Consider the following 19817-nt stretch of genomic DNA (forward strand, 5'->3'; position numbering starts at 1 on the left):
GGGTGGAACCATCGGGGCCGCGACTGCCGATTGACCCGCGGCAGCGCCCGGTGAAATGCCTTTTGAAAGGCCCTGTGAAAGGCAAGGTGTGGGGCGGCGGAACGCGCGCCCCGCACCGGATCAGGAATCAGCTCTTGGCGCGCTCGACATAGGTCAGGTCGGCGGTGTTGATGACGACCTTGGTGCCCACGCCGATATGCGGCGGCACCATAATGCGCACGCCGTTATGCGCCATCGCCGGCTTGTAGCTGGACGAGGCGGTCTGGCCCTTGACCACCGGCTCGGTCTCGACCACCTCGACCGTCACCTTCTGCGGCAGCTCGATGGCGATGGCGACGCCGTTATGGACCTGCAGGAAGACGCTGATGCCGTCTTCCAGGAACACCTTGTCGTCGCCGACCACGTCGGGCGAGACCACGACCTGCTCATAGCTTTCCGGCTCCATGAAGTGGAAGCCCTCGCCGTCCTCGTAGAGGAAATTATAGGCGCGTTCGTCGACATGGGCGCGCTCGACCTGTTCGGTGGTCTTCCAGCGCTCCGAGACCTTGTTGCCGTCCGAGATGCGGCGCAGCTCGACCTGGGTCGTTGGCGTGCCCTTGCCGGGGTGGAAGTTGGTCGCGGTCAGGACGACATGGAGCTTGCCGTCGATCTCGACGACATTGCCTTTGCGAAGGCTGGAGGCGATGACTTTCAAGGCGGTTCCCTTGCCTGCTTTTCAAATTCCGGGATGCCGGATACCAAGTCCGGCAGATGACATCCCATAGCGTTTTTCCCAGCTTTGCGCCAGCCGCAAGCGGAAAACGACACAGATGCAAGAGGTGCGCGCATGAAACCCGCCGACGAAAGCCCCTGGTGGGACCAGGGCCGCCATGCCGGGCGCCGGCCGCTGCTGCTGGCGCGAAACCGCATCCAGGCCGCGATCCGCGACTGGCTGGGCGCGCAGGATTTCGTCGAGGTCGATCCGCTGGCCCTGGCCGTCAGTCCCGGCAACGAGGCGCATCTGCATGCCTTCGCCACCGACCAGATCGGCAACGACGGCGTGCCGCGGCGGATGTATCTGCATACCAGCCCGGAATTCGCGATGAAAAAGCTTCTGGCAGCGGGCGAGGCGCGCATCTTCGCCTTCAGCCATGTCTGGCGCAACCGCGAGTGCGGGCCGCTGCACAGCCCCGAGTTCTGCATGCTGGAATGGTATCGCGCGGGCGAGGATTATCGCGTGCTTTTCGACGATTGCGCGCAATACCTGCGCCATGCCGCCGAGGTCGCGGGCGCCGAGATGCTGCGCTTTCGCGGCGCCGAATGCGATCCCTATGCCACGCCCGAGGTGATGACCGTGGCGCAGGCCTTCCGCGAATTTGCCGGCATCGACCTGCTGGCGACCTGCGACGGGGCCGAGACAGACGTGGCCGCCCTGCGCGCCCAGGCCGAGGTGCAGGGGGTGCGCCTGGCCGCGGACGACGGCTGGTCCGACATCCTGTCGCGCGTGCTGGTGCAACGGGTCGAGCCGCATCTGGGCCATGGCCGCCCGCTGATCCTCGACCGCTACCCGGCGGCCGAGGCGGCGCTGGCGCGGCCTGCCGCGGACGAGCCGCGCGAGGCCGAGCGGTTCGAGCTTTACGCCTGCGGCGTCGAGCTGGCCAACGGCTTCGGCGAGTTGACCGACCCCGCCGAACAGCGCCGCCGCTTCCAGCTGGAGATGGCGGAGAAGGTCCGCATCTATGGCGAGCGTTACCCGCTGGACGAGGATTTCCTGGCCGCGCTGGCCTTCATGCCGCCGGCCGCGGGCTGCGCGCTGGGGTTCGACCGGCTGGTGATGCTGGCCACCGGCGCGCCGCGGATCGACGAGGTGATCTGGACCCCGCTGCAAGCCGAATAAGGCCCTGGTGCCGCCCGAGCCTGCCGAAAGGCGGCCTCTTGCCGCCGCGGGTTTTCCGGCTTTCGGCGCAGGAAAACGGACGCTAGGCTAGGACAAAAGGCTCGACCAAGGGGACAGGAATGCGGCTTTCATTGCGACTTTCGGCAACGCTCACGGCCATGGCTCTGCTGCTTGGCGGCTGCGCCGGCCAATATCCCGGCGCGGGCGTTCCCCAGCAAAGCCAGGAGATCAAATGGGGCCGCTACCAGAGCCCGCCGGCCGAAAAGGTCGCCGGGCTGCGCAACTGGGTCGAAGGCTTCAAGGCCAGCGCCCGCGGCCAGGGCATCAGCGACAGCACGCTGGAGTTCGCCTTCCGCGACGTGACCTACAACCCCGAGGCGCTGCGCCGTTCGCAGAACCAGGCCGAGTTCAAGAAATCCCTGTGGGAATACCTGGAGAACGCGGTTTCGGAAAAGCGCCAGACCAACGGCCGGGCGGCGCTGGCGCAATATGGCGGCGTGCTGAGCCGGATCGAGGCGACCTATGGCGTCGACAAGGAGGTCGTCGCGGCGGTCTGGGGCATGGAATCGACCTATGGCGAGCGGCGCGGCGACCTGCCCCTGATCGAAAGCCTGGCCACCCTGGGCTATGAGGGCTATCGCGGCGCCTTCTTCCGCAGCCAGCTGATGGCGGCGCTGAAGATCCTGCAATCGGGCGACATCGACCCCGGCCACATGACCGGCAGCTGGGCCGGCGCCATGGGCCACACCCAGTTCATCCCGACCACCTATCTCAGCTTCGCGGTCGATTTCACCGGCGACGGCCGGCGCGACATCTGGTCGAACGACCCGTCCGACGCGCTGGCCTCGGCCGCGAACTACCTGGCGAAATCGGGCTGGCAGCGCGGCCTGCCGGCGGCGGTCGAGGTCACTCTGCCGCCCGGCTTCAACACCGCGCTGGCCGGCAAGGGCAAGCGGCGCAGCGTCGCGGAATGGCAGTCTCTGGGCGTGCGCCAGGCCAACCAGCGGCCGCTGCCGCCCGCAGGCACCTCGACCGAGCTGATCGTTCCCGGCGGTGCCTCGGGCGCGGCCTTCCTGATCACCCGCAACTTCCACGCCATCCTGCGCTACAACAATGCCGACAGCTATGCGCTGGCGGTGTCGCATCTGGCGGACCGGCTCAAGGGCTATCCGGGGTTGGCCAATCCCTGGCCGGCCGACCATCCCGGCCTGCGCATCGAGCAGCGCAAGGAGATGCAGCGCCTGCTGACGGCCCGCGGCTTCGACACGCAGGGGGTGGACGGCAACGTCGGCTCGAACACGACCAGCGCCATCCGGGCCTATCAGGCCTCGCGCGGGCTGCCGGTGACGGGCGAGCCCTCGGCCGCATTGCTCGAGCAGTTGCGCCGCGGCTGACGAATGCCGGAAACGGCCGGGCCGGCGCCACCCTGCGCCTGCCCGGATCGGTTCCCGCTTGCCGCCGGGCCGCTAGGAAAGCGGTCGGTCCCCCTGTTTGCAGTTCCCTGCCGGGACTTTCCCCTCCGCCGGCGTGGTCCCGAGGTCGGGGTCTGCGATGTCAGGTTGGGGGGCGGCGCCAGCCTCGTGCGGCCTCGGGGCCAGCGTCGGATCGCCGAGTTTATCGGCCGTCCCGATTACCTTGCATGACTCGCTGCACGGCCGTTCAGGACGGCTTCTGCTGGTGTCACGCGGCCTTGTTGGGTCTATCCGCCCTCTTCCGCGTCCTGCAGATCTTCGTGTCAAACGACAGCAGATGAGGGGCTTTGTGTCACTCTTGCGCCACGAAAGCGCCAAGAAACGCCTTGAAATTATCGCTATTCTTTCAAGAAGTTAAATGGTGCCCGGAGGCGGATTCGAACCACCGACACGCGGATTTTCAATCCGCTGCTCTACCAACTGAGCTATCCGGGCGCCGAGCGTCTTGCTTCGGACTGGCGCGTTGTTATGGCAGGGCCGCTCCGCTGTCCAGAGCCAAAAAACAAAATTTTCACTCTTCCCTGTCATTATCCGGCACCCGCTCGCCGGGAATGCGGTAGTCGCCACGCAGCCAATGCGCCAGGTCCACATCCGCGCAACGGCGCGAGCAGAAGGGGCGATAACGCTCGGCGGCGGGCTTGCCGCAGATCGGGCATTTCATGCCATGTCCTCCGGCCGGGCAAGGCGCGCCAGCGGCACGCGGTCGCGCTTGCGGCTGATCTCGTAAAGCCCCATCGCGGTCCAGCCGATCAGCACCGTCTCGGCCGGGTCGGGGCGGAAGGCGGCGCGCAGCACCTGATCCAGCGTGCCGCGGTCGCGCTTGGGCATGGGCGCGAAATCCACCACGATCTGGCCGCCAAGACCGCGCAGCCGCAATTGCCGCGACAGGTCGCGCGCCAGGGCAATATTCGCCTTGAGCCCCGCCGCCGGCGAATGGTCGCTGCCGGTGTTGACGTCGATGGCGACCAGCGCGCGCAGCGCCTCGATCTCGGCCCAGGCGCCGCCGCCCAGGTCCAGCCGCGGGTGCAGCAGTTGCAGCGCCGCCGCCTCGGCCCCGGTCGCCGCGAAGGCATCGGGCCCGTCCTCGACGGCGTCGGGCGCCGGGTCGGCCCAATCCTGCCAAGCCTGTTCGGCGGGCTCGGGCGCGTCGAGCAGCAGCTCGGGTGCCCCTTCGCAATCGGCCGTGACGGCTTGCGCCAGCTCAAGCAGCTGCCCAAGCTCGGCCGCGATCTCGTCCTCCTGGGCCGTGGCCGCGACGGAGCGAAAGACGATGCCGGGCGCATCCTCATGGCCGTCCAGGGCGGACGAGCCAAGGCGCACCAGCCCCTCGCGCAGCGCGGCGTCGCGAATCCGGCGCGAGACGTTCACGCCCGGCGCGCCGGGCGTCACGATGACGTGCCGGCCGCGGAAATTCAGCCGGGCCGAGACCGGGACCGCCTTGCCGTCCTCGGCGCAGCCGCTGACCTGGACCAGCAGCGACTGGCCCTCGCGCAGCCCCGAGCGGTCGCGCAGGAAGCCGCGGGCGCCGTTCGGCAGGCGCAGGAAGACGCCGCCCTGGCCTTTGACCAGCCGGTCCACCCTGGCGCGGCAGATCGCGCCGGGGGCAAGCGGGGTCGCGCCCGCCGGATCGACGATCAGATCCTCCAGCCGGCCGTCCTGCATCAGCGCCGCCGCATCGCGGCCGAAGATCCGTCCCAGGACGATCTGGCGTCCCTTCATGTCGTTTTTCCTTGGATTCCGATGGCGGCCAGAAGGGCCGCGGTTTCGGCCAGCGGCAGCCCGACGACGCCGCTGTAGGAGCCCTGCATCCAGATGGCAAAGGCCGAGGCATGGCCCTGGATGGCATAGGCGCCGGCCTTGCCCAGCCATTCGCCGGTGGCGAGATAGGCTTCGATCTGCGTGGCGGTAAGGGGGCGGAAGCGGATCGCGGTGTCCACCAGCCGTTCGCGCAGCCGGCCGCCATGGGCCAGCGCGACCGAGGTCAGCACCCGGTGCCGGCGACCCGAGAGCAGCTGCAGGAAGCGCCGCGCCTCGGCGGCATCGGCGGGCTTGCCCAGGATCCGGCGCCCCGCCACGACGGCGGTGTCGGCGCAAAGGACGGCGTCCTCGGCCCGGCCGGCAAGCGCCGCGGCCTTTTCGCGCGCCATGCGCCGGACATAGTCGCGCGGGTTTTCGCCGCGATGCGGGGATTCGTCGATTTCCGCCGGCAGGATCCTGTCCGGCACGATGCCGATCTGGGCCAGCAGTTCCAGCCGGCGCGGACTGGCCGAGCCGAGGATCAGCGCCGGCGCGGCGGCGCTTTGCGGCGGGGACTGGGCAGCGCCCCGCAGGTCTTGCGGCGCCGTCATCCTAGGCTCCCGGACGGTCGGCGGGCTTACTTGAAGCGGTAATTGATCCGCCCCTTGGTCAGGTCGTAGGTGTTCATTTCCACCTGGACCTTGTCGCCGGCGAGGACGCGGATGCGGTTCTTGCGCATCTTTCCTGCCATATGCGCGATGATCTCATGGCCGTTCTCTAGCTCGACCCGGAATGTCGCGTTGGGCAGGAGTTCCTTCACGACACCGGGAAATTCGAGCATTTCTTCCTTGGCCATGTTCTCTCCTGTAGGATGACCCGCGCCTTGGGCGGGCGCAAGCTACATGCGTCCAGACGGGCGGTTTTTCAAGGGGAATCTGGACCTGGGCGGGCTTTCCTGGGCCGGATGGCCTGTCAGCGTGGCTATTTCGCAGAAAAGTTGCGCGATTGCGGCTATAGGGGCGAGGCTGCGCCGGATGGGTTGGCCGGCCTTGACCATGGCCGACATCTGCTTGGCGGTGCGAAGGAGGATCGGGTGGCCAGGATCCGTGAGCGGTAGTCGGCCGGGGCTGCGCGCCAGGGTTATCCCCCTGAGCAACAGCGGCTCCGGCTCGGCAGCGCGGAATGCGCCGGGCGGCCAAGATCCGCCAGCGGCCATGGGGCAGGGCTGTGCGACGACAGGTCATCCAGGCTTGACCATGGTGGGCAGCGGCTGGGCGGTGCGGGGGTATCATGTGGTCAAGATCTGCGAGTGGCAACCTGTCGGGGTCGTGCGCCAGGATCATCTCCCTGACCAATGGCGGTTCTGGCTCGGGGGTGTGGAATGCGCCGGATGGCCAAGATCCCTGAACGGCAATTGAGCAGGGTTATGTGTCGGTGGTTCATCCGGTGCTGACCATGGGCGGCAGCGGCTCGGCAGCGCAGGGGCGTCGAGGAGCAAGATTCGCGAGCGGTAGTCGGGCGGAACTGCGCGCCAGGATTATCCCCCTGAGCAACGGCGGCTCCGGCTCGGCAGCGCGGAATGCGCCGGGCGGCCAAGATCCGCGAGCGGCCATGGGGCAGGGCTGTGCGACGACAGGTCATCCGGCCTTGACCATCGGTGGTTCTGGCTCGGCGGGGCGGAAGGCATCGGGGTGGTCGAGATCCGCGAGCGGCAATTCGGCCTGGTCGGCGGGCGTCATCCCCTCGGGCGGCGGTCCGAAGCCTTCCGCCCGCCAGCCGTCCTGCGCGGGCGAAGGGGTGGCGGGCGCCGCGTCCTGGCTGATGTCGCGCAGGCGGATGGCGTGGAACCCGTCCTTTTCGCCCAGCCGTCCGCGGGCCAGCAGCTGGCCGCGCGCGGTTTCCACCCTGGCTTCGTCCAGCACGTTCTGCGGCAGGGGCAACAGCGATCCCGGCGTCAGGCTGCGCAGTTGGTGCAGGCTCAGACTGCGGCGGCAGAGAATGCCGGCCAGCCGCACCGGCGCCTGCTGCACCGGCCCGGTCAGCGTTGCCGGCACGGGCGGGGTCCCGGCCGGGGCGGGCAGTTGCGCCTGGTTCCCGGCGCCGGGCGAAGGCGGATCGGCAAGCGTCCCCGGCTCGACCGGCAGGGCGATCATCAGCCGGCCGTCGCGCTGCCCGCCGCTGCCCAGGCGGAGGCGGAAGTCCAGCCGCGCCATCTCGCCCTCTTCCAGCATCAGCAACAGCGGGCGGGGATCGTCCAGATAGGTCGCATAGCGGAAGGCGCCGAAATCCGGGCAGCCCGGCTGCGCCGCGCATTCCCGGCCCAGTTCGGCCAGCAGCACGTTCACGAAATCGGCCGAGATCGCGGCATCCGTTCGCGTCGGCTTGCGCGGCGGGGCGGGGCGCGAGGTCACGCGGCCGATCGCCTGCATCTCGATCAGCGCGGCCAGCAGGTCGGGGCAGACTGCGACCACGCCAAGCGCGTCGCGCCGCCCCCCGATCACGGCCAGCAAGGCGCGCTCGGGCAGGAGTTCGGGCAGTTCGGCCGGCACCATGCCCGAGCGTTCCACCTTTTCGACAAAGACCGGCAGGCGCAGCTGCTTCTCGGCCGCGCGGGCCAGGGCGGTGGCGGCGGCACGCTCCAGCCGGAATTCGGCGACCTGCCGGGCCGAGGGGCCGGCCGCCGCGCGGGCCCGGTCGCGTTCGGCGATCAGGCGGCGCAGCACCTGGCCGGGGGCCGGGGCGGCGGACCCGTCCCGATCCGCCCCGGCCTGTCCGGGGTCGTCCGACTGTTGCCTTGCTACGCTTTCCATTGCGGCCCGAATCGATGCTGCCTTTGGCGCAAGATGGCACGGACTGGTTGCCGAAAGGTTTAACCCGTCGCATTTTCGGCATTTTCCGCCCGGCGCGGCGGGCGGGGCGGCAGCGCGATGCGAAAGCAGGCGCCGCCCTGGCCCGGCAGATAGCTGATCGAGCCGCCAAGGAACCCCATGATTTCCTTGCAGATCGCCAGCCCCAGCCCGGCGCCGCCGGCGCGCGAGGGATCGTCCAGCCGGGCGAATTTCTCGAAGATCAGCGCGCGGTTCTCGGGGCCGATGCCCGAGCCGTTGTCGTGGATGTCGATCTCGGTCCCGCCCTGGGGGCTGCGGCGGGTGTCGATGCGGATTGCCGGCTCGCCGGCGTCGCAATATTTCCGCGCGTTCGAGATCACGTTGATGAGCACCTGCAACAGCCGGTCGGGGTCGGTGATGACAGGCAGATGCTCGGCCAGGGGGTTGCGGCGGATGGCGAAATCGCGTCCCGCGGCGCTTGCCCCGCCCGCGGCCAGCGCGCGCTCGATCAGGTCGTGCAGGTTGACGACGCCGGGCTTCAGCTGCGCCCGGCCCGATTCCAGCACCGAGATGTCCAGCAGGTCGTCCAGCAGCCGGGTCATGCGGGCGGCCTCGTCCTGGATGATCCCGGCAAAGCGGCTGCGGTCGGCGGCGGGCAGGTCCGGCTCCATCAGGATCTCGGAAAAGGCGCGGATCGAGGTCATGGGCGTGCGCAATTCATGGCTGATCTGGCCCAGGAAGGCGTCCTTCTGCGCCGAAAGCACGGTCAGTTTCTCGTTGCTTTCCCGCAGCATGGCGGCGGTCCTGGCCAGTTCGGCCGAGGTCAGCTCCAGCCGGCGGTTGTCCTCGCGCGCGCGGCTGGCCTCGCCCGCAACCTCCATCAGCTCGGCCACGGTGACGGAGCCGCGCCCGCCGACCCGCGCCATCAGCGCCGAGGCGGTGGCCGCGCCCACCGTCCCGGCCAGATGGCGTTCGAAATCCGCCAGGAAGCGCGGGGTCAGGTCGGGAAGATAGCCGGACTTGCCCTGGTTCTCGGCGGCCTTGCGGAACACCTCGAGCGCGTGGTCGTTGCCCCAGATCCGCCCGGCCAGCGTCAGCAGCGCCTCGGCCTGCACCGCGGGGGCGGTTTCGCTGGCGGCGGCATCGGGGGCGATGGCATGGACGAAGGACAGCGCCTGCAGCCGCTCGGTCGGGTCGGGGAAATCGACCAGCGAGATCAGCACCAGAAGCAGCAGGTTCACCGCCAGCGCCAGCAGCACCGCGCCGGCGAAGGCGTCGATTCCCGCCGGAAAGGCCGGCGGCGCAGCGAGGCCCAGCGAGGGCAGGAAGATCGCCCCGCCCCAGATCAGCGCGCCGGCGACGATGCCGGCAATGGCGCCGCGCCGGGTCGCGCCGCGCCAGACCAGCCCGGCGACCATGGCCGGCAGCACCTGCGCCATGCCGGAAAAGGCGACCGTGCCCATGGCGGCCAGCGCCGTGGTGCCGCCGGTGGTGCGGTGGTAAAGCCAGCCCGCGCCGATCACCGCGACGATGGCCAGCCGCCGCGCATTCAGCATCAACGTGCCCAGATCCTCGCGCGCCTGCGCCGGTTCGGACAGCGCGGTCTGGCGCAGCCAGAGCCACAAGGGCACCAGCCAATGGTTCGCCATCATCGTCGACAGCGCGATGGCGCTGACCACCACCATCGACATGGCCGAGGAAAAGCCGCCCAGGAACACCAGCGCCGCCAGCGTGTCGCGGCCCTGCGACAAGGGCAGCGCCAGGACGTAGAGGTCGGGGTTCGAGCCCCTGGGCAGCAGGTCCATGCCGACCACGGCGATGGGCAGGACCAGGAAGGACATGGCGGCCAGATAGGCGGGAAAGGCCCAGCCGGCCTGGCGCAGGCGGTTCTCGTCGCTGGCCTCGACCACCAGGACGTGGAACATGCGCGGCAGCACCATGACCGCGGCGCCCGACAGCGCGATCAGCGTGAACCAGCGCTCGGGCCGGATCTGCCAGCCCTCGCCCCCGGCCGAGACGGCCATGCGGTCGATGCGCGCCAGCACGTCGGCCGGCCCGTCGGCGATGCCCCACAGCACGAAGGCGCCGACGGCGAGAAAGGCGGCGAGCTTGACCACCGCCTCGACCGCGATGGCGATGACGACGCCGTGGTGGCGCTCGTTCGCGGCCAGGTTGCGGGTGCCGAACAGGATGGCAAAGGCGGCCAGCCCGACCGCCACCCACAGCGCGATATTGCCGGGCAGCGGATGGCCGCTGGTGGCGAAGGCCGACAGCGCCATCGAGACCGATTGCAATTGCAGCGCGATATAGGGGGTCGAGGCCAGCACGCCGATCAGCGTCACCAGCGCGGCCAGCGCGGCGGATTTGCCGAATCGGCTGGAGATCAGGTCGGCGATCGAGGTCACGCGATGCAGCCGCGCCACCCGCACCAGCCGCCTGAGCCCCCACCAGGCGCCGGCAAAGACGATGCCGGGGCCAAGATAGATGGTCAGGAACTCCAGCCCCGAGCGGGTGGCGTAGCCGACGGCGCCGTAGAAGGTCCAGGCCGAGCAATAGACCGACAGCGACAGGGTATAGATCACCGGCCGGTCCATCCAGCGCCAGCGGCCGGCCGCGGCGGCGCGGTCGGCGGCATGGGCCAGCAGGAACATCAGCGCGACATAGACCACCGAGGCGGCGCCCAGGGTTTCAGGCGTCATCCTCGTCCTCCGGCTTTGCGCGGCCGATGGCGCGATGCAGGACGGCGGTGGCCGCGATGGTCAGCGCCCAGCTTGCCGCCAGCCAGACCGCGCCGCGCGCATAGCTGAAATATTGCGGCAGCCAGACCGGCGGCAGCACCGCCAGCACCGCAAACAGCACCGGCAGGACGCGGATCGCGTCGCCCAGGCGGCGCTGGCGATAGGCGTCGCGGCCAAGGAACAGGCGGCGCATGCGCGACCTCAGCCCGCGTCCAGAAGCTCGCGCACCATGGCGCGCAGGTCGGCATTGGCAAAGGGCTTGGCCAGCGTCCGGTCGGCGCCCTGCGGCAGGTTGGCCATGCCGCGCGCGCTGAGCAGCAGCACCGGCAGCGCCTGCAGATCGGGATCGGCGCGCAGGTCGGCCAGCACCTCGGCGCCGCTGCGGCCGGGCAGCATCACGTCGAGGATGACCAGCCGCGGCGCCAGCGCGCGGATGCGCTGAAGCGCGTCGCTGCCCTCGGGCCATTGCTCGCATTGCCAGCCCTCGCGCGACAGGATGAAGCGCACCGCCTCGGCGATGCTCGGCTCGTCCTCGATCAGCAGCACATCGACACCTGTGGTCACGAGCGGCCCTCCTGGGGTTTTGCGGCGATCATGCGGGCGGGCGGGGGCGTTGTCAAAATCACGGGGCGCCCCAGATCACACGGGGCCCAGGATCGAGGGCTCGTGCCGCGCGGTGCAGGCGGGGCGCGGGCAGATGCGGCAGGCCGGCCCCACCCCCAGCACCGGCCGGGCGTCGCGGCCGGCGGCGGGGTGGATCAGCATCTGCGCCCGGCTGAGCGCGGGGCCGTCGAAGCCCATGGGCAGCAGCCGCTCGGCCACGGCCCAGGCGGCGAAGCGGTTGCCGTTCGCGGTCTCGATCAGCCGCGCCACCGGCAGCTGCGGCTGGGCCAGCGCCTCGAACAGCGGCCAGAGCGCGCAGCCCTCGCCGGGGCGCGGAAGCTCGAAGCCGGGCGCGGCCAGGCGGAACAGCGTCGCGCCCGAGCCGTCGCAGACCACCAGCCCGGCCTGCGCCCAGGGGCCGGGGCGCAGCATGCCCAGCCGGCGCAGCACCAGGTCCAGCGGCCGTCCCAGCCGCGCGGCGATCAGCGCCGGGTCGTCGGCCGCCTCGCCCGCCCCGTCTACCGCCGCCGCCAGCGCCGCGTCGGGCAGGGCCGCGCGGTCGCGCGCCTGCGCCGCCAGCAGATCCTGCGCCATGGCCCGCGCCGCGTCCGAGGCGAGCTCCGCCGCCTCGGAGGGCTCGGGCTGGCCGGCGGCGATCCAGGCCTCGACCTCTTCCTGCGGCGACATCGGCACCGCCTCGTCCTCGAAACTGTCCAGATAGGCCACCAGCGACTGCGCCGTGCGCGACAGGCGCTGGCTGTCGCTGTCCAGGTTGGCATGGAAGCGGTCGCGCCATTCCGGCTCGATCTCGGGCGTTTCGGCCAGGATCGAGGCGGTCGAGCGCAATGCCGTCACCGCCGACTGCACCTCGTGCAGCGTGGCCAGCAGATAGGGGTCGCGGGTCATGCGGTCCGACAGCGCGACCAGCCGCCGCTCCAGCGCATCGGCGCGGCGCGCCGCCCCGGCCAGCGCCGAGGCCCAGCCGGGAAAGCGGGCGGCGAATTCGGCGATCTGGTCCAGCTCGACCGGGGCGCCGGGCTGGTCGGCGGCGCGGGCCGCCGCCTCGCGCAGGGCGCCGACCAGTGCCTCCTCGCGGTCCGAGGCCAGTTCGGTCGCGTCGATCTCCAGCGCCTGGGCCAGCCGCGACAGCAGTTCCTCGCCCACCGGGCGGCGGTTATGCTCGATCAGGTTCAGATATGCGGCCGAGATCTCGGCCCGTCGCGCCACCTCGGTCTGGCGCCGGCCAAGCGACAGGCGGCGCTCGCGGATGCGGGTGCCGATCAGGGGGCGGGCGACGGGATGGCGGGGCAAGGAACGTGGCATGATGGCTCAGATCCCGTCGCGGGTCTCCTCCAGGTGGCGGATCGCCTTGACGACCAGGTCGGCAAAGCTTTGCGCCGACAGCTTGTCCTTGAGCGTCTGGCTGACGTTCGAGACGGTCTTGTAGCTGATGTTGGCCCGCTCGGCGATCTCGCGATAGCTCAGCCCCTCGGCGATGGCGCGCAGGATGTCCAGCTCGCGCGGGGTCAGGCGCGGGCGGGGCGGGGTGGCGCCGGGCCGTTCCAGCAGGGCGATGCGGCGCGCCAGGTCGGCCGGGACGTAATCGCCGCCGCCCGCCACCGCGCGCAGCGCCTCGCAGATCTCGTCCGAGGGCGAATCCTTCATGATGATGCCGTTGCAGCCGGCCTGCAGCGCGCGCCGGGCAACCAGCGGGCTGCGATGCATGGTGAAGACCAGGATCGGCTGGGTCGCGCCCGCGGCGCGCAGCCGCTCGATCAGCCGGGCGCCGGCCAGCTTGGCCTCGCCCATGGTCAGGTCCACGACGATCACGTCCGGCGCCTGCCGCCGCCAGGCCCGCCAGCCCTGCGAGGGGGTGGCGGCGGCGATCACCTGGCAATCCAGGCGGCCGCGGGTGATCCATTCCCAGCCCTCGGCCACGACCGGGTGGTCGTCCACGATCAGCACGCGCAGGGGCTTGGGCGGGGCAAGGGCGGTTGCGTTCATCGGGCTGGTCCTTGGTCGGTCGGGCAGGGCAGATGGCATTCGGTCAGGGTCCAGCCGCCCTCGCGCCGGGGCGGCCGGTAGCGCCCGCCAAGCGCGCCGGCGCGGTCGCGCATCCCGGTCTGGCCCAGCCCTGCCTGGCCCAGCCGGGCGCGGTCCTGCGCCGGCGGGCCGCCGCCGTCGTCGGCGACCTGGGCGGTGATCCCCCGGCCCTCGCGCGCCAGCCGGACCCGCACCCTCGCCGGCGCGGCATGGCGCAGCGCGTTCAGCACGCTTTCGCGCACGAAGCGGTAAAGCGCGATCCGCCCGGCCTCGCCCGGTTCGGGCAGGTCCGGCGGGCAGTCGAGCGTGATGGCGGTATCGGGCGCGATCTCGGAAAATTCGATCAGCAGCTCTTGCAGCATCTCGGCCAGGCTCGCGCCCTCGGCCGGGGCCAGGCGCAGGTCGTCGATGGCGGCGCGGGCGCTTTGCCGGATCGCCTGGGCGTGGCGCGAGACGGCGGCCAGCGCCTCGGCCAGCGCCGGGTCGCGGGCGGTGTCGGCGGCGCGGCCGGCCTGGCCCACGGCCGCCTGCAGCGCGAAGAGCTGCGGGCCGATGCCGTCGTGCAGGTCGCTGGCGATGCGGGCGCGCTCGGCCTCGGCCAGGGTCAGCATCCGGCCTTGCAGGCGGCGGTTCTCGGCCCGCTCGGCGGCCAGGTGGGCGGCCAGCGCGTTGACCCCCTCGGTCAGCGTCGCCAGTTCCGCCAGCCCGGTCTGCGGCGCGGGATGGTCCAGGTCGCCCGCCCGCATCCGGCCAAGCGCCGCACCCAGCAGCCCCAGCCGCCGCAGCACCAGCCCGGTGATCGCCATGGTCACGCCGATCGCCGCCAGCGCCATGGCGGCCAGCAGCGGCAGGATCAGCCGGAAATCGGCCCAGGCCTCGGCGATCTCGTCGCGGGGATCGCTGCGGATCTCCAGCACGCCCAGCACATTGGGATATTGCGCGATGGCGATCAGCTCGCGCTGCGGCTCGGGGCGGATCAGCGCGGCGAACCATTCCGGCACCCGCTCGGGCGGCAGGCGCGGCGGCAAGGCCAGCGCGACCGGCTGGCCGGACGCATCGCGCAGCTCGGCCGACAGGTGGCGCTGCGCCTCGATCTCGGCGGCGATGCGGGCGGCCTGCTCCATCATGTCCCGCCGCTCGAACGAGGTGGGCAGGTGCAGCGTGGCAAAGGCATTGGCGAGGCGAAAGGCCGAGCCGGTCTCGTCGCTGACCGAGCCGCGGGCATTGAGGATCAGCACCGAGGCGACGATGGCGCACATCGCGAGCCAAGCCAAGGCCGAGCCGCCAAGCGCCAGAAGCCGCAACGCCACGCCATGCGACCGCCCGCGCCGGGCAGGCGCGTCATCGGCAGCCGCGATGTGGCTGGTTGCGTCCATCTTTCTCCCTGCCGGCGGCGGCGGCTCCTCGGGGAAAGACTAGGATGCGGATCGGGGCGGGGCAAGCGGGCTGCGGGGGCAAAGCGAAAGGGCCGGGGCGCACGCGTGCTGGCCCCGGCCCCCCTGTCGTTTCCCGCGACCCCGGCTCAGGCGCGCGAGCCGGCGGGCTCGGTCGGTTCGGGGCGGCCGAGCGCGCGGCGCACCAGCACGAAGAACAGCGGCACGAACAGCACCCCCAGCACCGTGGCCGAGACGGTGCCGCCCAGCACCGTGGCGCCGATGGTGTTGCGGCCGTTCGCGCCGGCGCCGGCGGAGAGCACCAGCGGCAGCACGCCCAGCGAGAAGGCGACCGAGGTCATGATGATCGGCCGGAAGCGCTGGCGCGCCGCCTCGACCACGGCCTCATAGAGCGGCTTGCCCTGCTCGGCCTGCTCGCGGGCGAACTCGACGATCAGGATGGCGTTCTTGCCGGTCAGGCCGATCACCGTCAGCAGGCCGACCTGGAAGAAGACGCCGTTGTCGAAGCCGCCCAGCCAGGCCCCGACCAGCGCGCCCAACACGCCGATGGGCATGGCCAGCATCACCGCGAAGGGGATCGACCAGCTTTCGTAAAGCGCGGCCAGGCACAGGAACACCACCGCCAGCGACAGGCCGTAAAGCAGCATGGTCTGGTTGCCGGCCTGCTGCTCTTCCAGCGAAAGCCCGGTCCAGGCCACGTCGAATCCGGCTGGAAGCTGCCCGGCCAGTTCCTCGATCGCGGCCATGGCCTGGCCGCTGGATACGCCGGGCGCCGGGCTGCCCTGGATCTGCATGGCGGGCACGCCGTTATAGCGGTCCAGGCCCTGCGGCCCATAGCTCCAGCGCCCCTCGGCGAAGTTGGAAAACGGCACCAGCCCGCCCGAGTTGTTCCTGACCCGCCACTTGTCGATGTCGGTCGGCAGCGCGCGCGATTCGGATTCGCCCTGCACATAGACCCGCTTGATGCGGCCGCGGTCGATGAAGTCGTTCACATAGCGCCCCGCCCAGGCCACCGAGAGCAGGCTGCCCACGTCGGTCGCCGTGACCCCCATGGCGCCCGCCTTGCGCCAGTCGATGTCGAGGTTGTATTGTGCCGCGTCCTCCAGCCCGTTCGGCCGGGCCGAGGCGATGCGCCCGTCCTGCGCCGACATGCCCAGCAGCTGGTTGCGCGCGTCCAGCAATTGCTCGTGCGCCTGTCCGGCGCGGGCCTGCAGGTAGAAGTCGAAGCCCGAGACGTTGCCAAGCTCGATCACCGAGGGCGGCACGATGGGAAAGACCATGGCGTCGCGGATGCCCATCAGCGCCGGGAAGGCGCGCCCGGCGATGGCCTGCACCGATTGCCCGGCGCCCGGCCGCTCGTCCCAGTCCTTCAGCCGCAGGAAGGCGATGCCCATGTTCTGCCCCGAGCCGGCGAAGCTGAAGCCCGAGACGCCGAAGAAGGATTCGACATTGTCGGATTCGTTTTCCGCGAAGTAGCGCTGGATCTGGTCGATCACCGCATCGGTGCGCTCGGAGGTGGCGCCGGTCGGGCCCTGGACCAGGACGAACATGATGCCCTGGTCCTCGTCGGGCAGAAAGCCGGTGGGGGTGCGCAGGAACAGGAACACCATGGCCGCGCCGATGCACAGATAGATCAGCATCATCCGCAGCGGCCGGCGGACCAGCCAGTTCACCGAATTGCCATAGCCCTGCATGGTGCGGTCGAAGCCGCGGTTGAACAGGCCGAAGAAGCCGCGGGTCTTGTGGCCGTGTTCATTGCGCAGCAGCGTGGCGCAAAGCGCCGGGGTCAGCGTCAGCGCCACCAGCACCGACAGACCCATGGCCGAGGCGATGGTGATGGCGAACTGCTTGTAGATCACCCCGGTCGAGCCGCCGAAGAAGGCCATGGGCACGAAGACCGCCGACAGAACCAGCGCGATGCCGATCAGCGCCCCGGTGATCTGGCCCATGGACTTGCGGGTGGCCTCGCGCGGCTCGAGCCCTTCCTCTTCCATGATGCGCTCGACGTTCTCGACCACGACGATGGCGTCGTCCACCAGAAGGCCGATGGCCAGCACCATGGCCAGCATGGTCAGCGTGTTGATGGTGAAGCCAAGCGCCGCCAGCACGCCGAAGGTGCCCAAGAGCACCACCGGCACCGCCAGCGTCGGGATCAGCGTCGCGCGCCAGTTCTGCAGGAACAGCAGCATGACGAAGAACACCAGCACGATGGCCTCGATCAGCGTCTTGACCACCTCTTCGATCGAGATCAGCACGAAGGGCGTGGTGTCGAAGGGGATCACGTAATCCATGCCCTCGGGGAAGAAGCGGGCGAATTCCTCCATCCGCGCCTTGACCCGCTCGGCCGTGTCCAGCGCGTTCGCGCCCGAGGCCAGGCTGATCGCCATGCCCGAGGCCGGCTGGCCGTTGTAGCGGGCATTGGTCATGTAGTCCTGGGCGCCGATCTCGACGCGGGCCACGTCCTTCAGCAGGATCAGGCCGCCGTCCTGTTCCGCGCGCAGCACGATCTGCTCGAAATCGCCGGGGGTGGAGAGCAGCGATTGCGCGGTGATGGTGGCGTTCAGCATCTGCCCCTGCGGCGCCGGCTGGCTGCCGAAGGAGCCGGCCGAGATCTGCGCGTTTTCCGACGAGACCGCCGCCACCACGTCCGAGGGCGTCAGCTCATAGGCGGCCAGCTTGGACGGGTCCAACCAGATCCGCATGGCATATTGCGCGCCGAAGACCTGGACCGAGCCCACGCCCTCGACCCGGCTGAGGTCGTTGACCAGGTTCGAGATCAGGTAGTCGGCCAGGTCCACCTGTTCATAGCGGTCGTCCGACGAGGTCAGGCCGACGACCATCAGGAAGCCCGAGGCGGATTTCTCGACCGTGATGCCCTGGCGCTGCACCGGCTCGGGCAGGAGCGCGGTGGCCTGCGCCAGCTTGTTCTGCACCTGCACCTGGGCGATGTCGGGATCGGTGCCGGTCTCGAAGGTCAGCGTCGTCGTCGAGGTTCCGGCCGAGGTCGAGCTGGACGAGAAATAGCGCAGCCCGTCCAGCCCGGTCATCTGCTGCTCGATGATCTGGGTGACGGTATTGGCGACCGTATCGGCCGAGGCGCCGGGATAGGTGGCGCGGATCGTCACCGAGGGCGGCGCGATCTGCGGATATTGCGCCACCGGCAGCGAGACGATCGACAAGAGCCCCAGACCCATGATCAGGATCGAGATCACCCAGGCGAAGACCGGACGGTCGATGAAAAAGCGGGCCATGTGCGGTTCCTGTGCTGTTCCCTCGCGGCGTTCGGGTCAGTTCGCCGGCTGTCCGGCGCCGGTCTCGGTTGCGCTCTCTGCACCCGCGCCTTCGGCGGCGGGCTGGTCTGCGGGTTGCTCTGCGGATTCCTCTGCGGGCTGTTCCGCGTTCCCGGCTTCGGGCGCAGGCTGTTCGCCGGCGCTTGCCGAGGCATCGGCGCCCGTCCCGGCTTCGGGCGCAGCGCCCTCGGCGGCCCCGTCTTGCGCGGCTTCGGCTGCGGCGGCCTGGCGTTCCTCGGGGGTCACGGTCATGCCCGGGCCGATCTTCTGCAGGCCCTCGACCACGATGCGGTCGCCGTCATGCAGCCCCTCGCTGACGATCCAGCTGTTGCCCATGTCCTGCAGGATGGTCAGCTGGCGCTGCTCGACGGCGTTGTCGGCATTGACCACCAGCGCGATGGGCTGGCCGCGGCGGTCGCGGCTGACGCCCTCTTGCGGGGCAAGGATCACGTTCTGCGCCGTGGCCTGCTGCACGACCGCCTGGACATACATGCCGGGCAGCAGGGTGCGGTCGGGATTGGCGAAGGCCAGGCGCAGCGTCACCACGCCCGTCGTCTCGTTCACATAGGGCTCGGCGGCGGTCAGCCGGCCTTCCTGGTCGTATTCGGTGCCGTCGGCCAGGCGCAGCGTCACCTTGCGGTCCGACTGGCTCTCGGCGGATTGCGCCGCCATCTCGCGGCGGAATCGGATCAGCTCGGCCGCCGATTGCGTCACGTCCACATGCACGGGGTCGAGCTTGCGGATCACGGCCAGCGGCGTCGGCTGGCTGGCCGTCACCAGCACGCCCTGGCTGGTCTGGGCCAGGCCGATCTCGCCGTCCAGCTCGGCGCGGATGGTGGTGCGCTCCAGCTCGATCCGGGCGGTCTGCAACTGCGCCTCGGCGACCTTGACCGCGGCCTCGGCGGAATCGCGGGCGGCGATGGCATTGTCGGTCGTGCTTTCGCTGGCGACGCGGCGGTCGCGCAGGGCGCCCACGCGCTCGGCCTCGCGGCGCGCCGCCTCGGCCTGGGCGCGGGCCTGGGCCACGGCGGCCTCGGCCTGGGCGACGGCGGCCTGGTAGGTGGTGGCGTCGATGCGAAACAGCGGATCGCCGACCTTCACATGGCTGCCCTCGTCGAACAGCCGTTCGGTGACGATGCCGTTGACCTGCGGCCTCACCTCGGCCTCGGCCGAGGCGGTGACGCGGCCGGGCAGCGTGGTGGTCAGGGCCACGTCCTGGGCGTGAAGCGTCACCACGGTGACGGGCGGCGGCGGCATCTGCGAGGGATCCTGCGCCAGGGCGGCCATGGGGGCAAGCCCCGCCGCAAGCGGAAGGATCACGGAAATCGCCATGCGGCGCGATAGCGCGAACATCGTTTTGCTCCGGCTATTTGCTGACGGTTGCATAACGAACAGTTTCGCACGGGATGATCAATCCCAAAACCGTTTCGGACCGCGACGTTGCGCCACCGGCGAAACCCGGCCGCAGGCTTGGGGGCAAGGGGGGCCTGCCCGCCGCCCGGCTGCGCTGCCGATGGAGTATTTGGGGAACGAAGAAGCGCCGGGCGCAGATTGGTCTTGCGGCGGCCAGCGCGAGACAGTAAGCAATCCGGGCCTCGCGGGTGTAGCTCAATGGTAGAGCCGCAGCTTCCCAAGCTGAAGACGAGGGTTCGATTCCCTTCACCCGCTCCATCCTTCCAGGCTGGCCATTGTTTTTGCCGTGGGATGCGGGGGTTTCCCGTGCCGCGCCCCGTTGCGCAGGCCGCTCCCGGCATGCGGTTGGCTTCGGCAGGTGCGGGTTTCCTGCCTGGGGCGATGCCGATCCGACCGCCCAAGGCTTTCGGCGGTCGAATCGGC

16 protein-coding genes and 2 tRNA genes are annotated in these 19817 nt (G+C 70.4%); 3 read left to right on the forward strand and 15 right to left on the reverse strand.

Annotation, left to right across the window (positions count from 1 at the left end; translation table 11 throughout):
* Positions 1-127 precede the first annotated feature (127 nt).
* Positions 128-694, reverse strand: a complete 567-nt coding sequence (gene efp, locus IT40_RS09625; protein WP_036753836.1) for an elongation factor P — start codon at positions 692-694, stop codon at positions 128-130.
* A 132-nt stretch (positions 695-826) separates the two neighbouring features.
* Between efp and epmA the strand changes: the two genes are divergently transcribed.
* Together epmA and IT40_RS09635 are read left to right on the forward strand one after the other, a co-directional pair.
* Entirely contained in the window at positions 827-1876 is a 1050-nt protein-coding gene (gene epmA, locus IT40_RS09630) for an EF-P lysine aminoacylase EpmA (protein ID WP_036753839.1), read from the forward strand.
* 119 nt (positions 1877-1995) lie between these two features.
* A complete protein-coding gene (locus IT40_RS09635) occupies positions 1996-3270 on the forward strand; it encodes a lytic murein transglycosylase (RefSeq protein WP_036753843.1) in 1275 nt (424 codons plus the stop codon).
* Positions 3271-3707: 437 nt separating this feature from the next.
* On the opposite strand, the gene IT40_RS09640 is transcribed toward IT40_RS09635, so the two are convergent.
* The 14 genes from IT40_RS09640 to IT40_RS09705 all read right to left on the reverse strand — a co-directional run bounded on the left by IT40_RS09640 (position 3708) and on the right by IT40_RS09705 (position 19334).
* Positions 3708-3783: transfer RNA gene (locus IT40_RS09640), tRNA-Phe, on the reverse strand.
* A 76-nt stretch (positions 3784-3859) separates the two neighbouring features.
* Positions 3860-4009 carry a DNA gyrase inhibitor YacG gene (locus IT40_RS09645; RefSeq protein WP_036753846.1) on the reverse strand — a complete coding sequence of 50 codons (150 nt, stop codon included), beginning with the start codon at positions 4007-4009 and terminating at the stop codon, positions 3860-3862.
* The gene (locus IT40_RS09650; RefSeq protein WP_036753849.1) at positions 4006-5067 is read right to left on the reverse strand and encodes a ribonuclease E/G; all 1062 of its coding nucleotides are present in this window, start codon (positions 5065-5067) and stop codon (positions 4006-4008) included. Before IT40_RS09650 ends, IT40_RS09645 begins: the two co-directional genes overlap by 4 nt.
* Complete coding sequence (locus IT40_RS09655) at positions 5064-5696, reverse strand: Maf family protein (protein WP_084197010.1); 633 nt, start codon at positions 5694-5696, stop codon at positions 5064-5066. The genes IT40_RS09650 and IT40_RS09655 overlap by 4 nt, the downstream gene beginning before the upstream one ends.
* A 26-nt stretch (positions 5697-5722) precedes the next feature.
* Complete coding sequence (infA, locus tag IT40_RS09660; protein WP_010397442.1) at positions 5723-5941, reverse strand: translation initiation factor IF-1; 219 nt, start codon at positions 5939-5941, stop codon at positions 5723-5725.
* 781 nt (positions 5942-6722) lie between these two features.
* Positions 6723-7895, reverse strand: a complete 1173-nt coding sequence (locus IT40_RS09665; protein ID WP_084197012.1) for a FliM/FliN family flagellar motor C-terminal domain-containing protein — start codon at positions 7893-7895, stop codon at positions 6723-6725.
* A gap of 59 nt (positions 7896-7954) precedes the next feature.
* Positions 7955-10612, reverse strand: coding sequence for an ATP-binding protein (locus IT40_RS09670; protein ID WP_036753851.1), 2658 nt, complete (start codon positions 10610-10612; stop codon positions 7955-7957).
* A complete protein-coding gene (locus tag IT40_RS09675) occupies positions 10602-10844 on the reverse strand; it encodes a hypothetical protein (protein ID WP_036753854.1) in 243 nt (80 codons plus the stop codon). The genes IT40_RS09670 and IT40_RS09675 overlap by 11 nt, the downstream gene beginning before the upstream one ends.
* A gap of 8 nt (positions 10845-10852) precedes the next feature.
* Positions 10853-11215, reverse strand: coding sequence for a response regulator transcription factor (locus IT40_RS09680; protein ID WP_036753857.1), 363 nt, complete (start codon positions 11213-11215; stop codon positions 10853-10855).
* Between the two features lie 75 nt (positions 11216-11290).
* Positions 11291-12577 carry a helix-turn-helix transcriptional regulator gene (locus tag IT40_RS09685; RefSeq protein ID WP_036753860.1) on the reverse strand — a complete coding sequence of 429 codons (1287 nt, stop codon included), beginning with the start codon at positions 12575-12577 and terminating at the stop codon, positions 11291-11293.
* A gap of 6 nt (positions 12578-12583) precedes the next feature.
* The gene (locus IT40_RS09690; protein WP_036753863.1) at positions 12584-13258 is read right to left on the reverse strand and encodes a response regulator transcription factor; all 675 of its coding nucleotides are present in this window, start codon (positions 13256-13258) and stop codon (positions 12584-12586) included.
* The gene (locus IT40_RS09695; protein ID WP_036753866.1) at positions 13255-14673 is read right to left on the reverse strand and encodes a LapD/MoxY N-terminal periplasmic domain-containing protein; all 1419 of its coding nucleotides are present in this window, start codon (positions 14671-14673) and stop codon (positions 13255-13257) included. The genes IT40_RS09690 and IT40_RS09695 overlap by 4 nt, the downstream gene beginning before the upstream one ends.
* Before the next feature lie 146 nt (positions 14674-14819).
* On the reverse strand, positions 14820-17942 hold the full coding sequence (locus IT40_RS09700) for an efflux RND transporter permease subunit (protein ID WP_036753869.1): 3123 nt from the start codon (positions 17940-17942) through the stop codon (positions 14820-14822).
* A 36-nt stretch (positions 17943-17978) separates the two neighbouring features.
* Positions 17979-19334 carry an efflux RND transporter periplasmic adaptor subunit gene (locus IT40_RS09705; RefSeq protein ID WP_036753871.1) on the reverse strand — a complete coding sequence of 452 codons (1356 nt, stop codon included), beginning with the start codon at positions 19332-19334 and terminating at the stop codon, positions 17979-17981.
* A gap of 244 nt (positions 19335-19578) precedes the next feature.
* Between IT40_RS09705 and IT40_RS09710 the strand changes: the two genes are divergently transcribed.
* A tRNA-Gly gene (locus tag IT40_RS09710) sits at positions 19579-19652 on the forward strand.
* The last annotated feature ends 165 nt before the right edge of the window (positions 19653-19817 follow it).

This window comes from Paracoccus versutus (assembly GCF_000763885.1).
Classification (GTDB): Bacteria; Pseudomonadota; Alphaproteobacteria; order Rhodobacterales; family Rhodobacteraceae; genus Paracoccus; species Paracoccus versutus.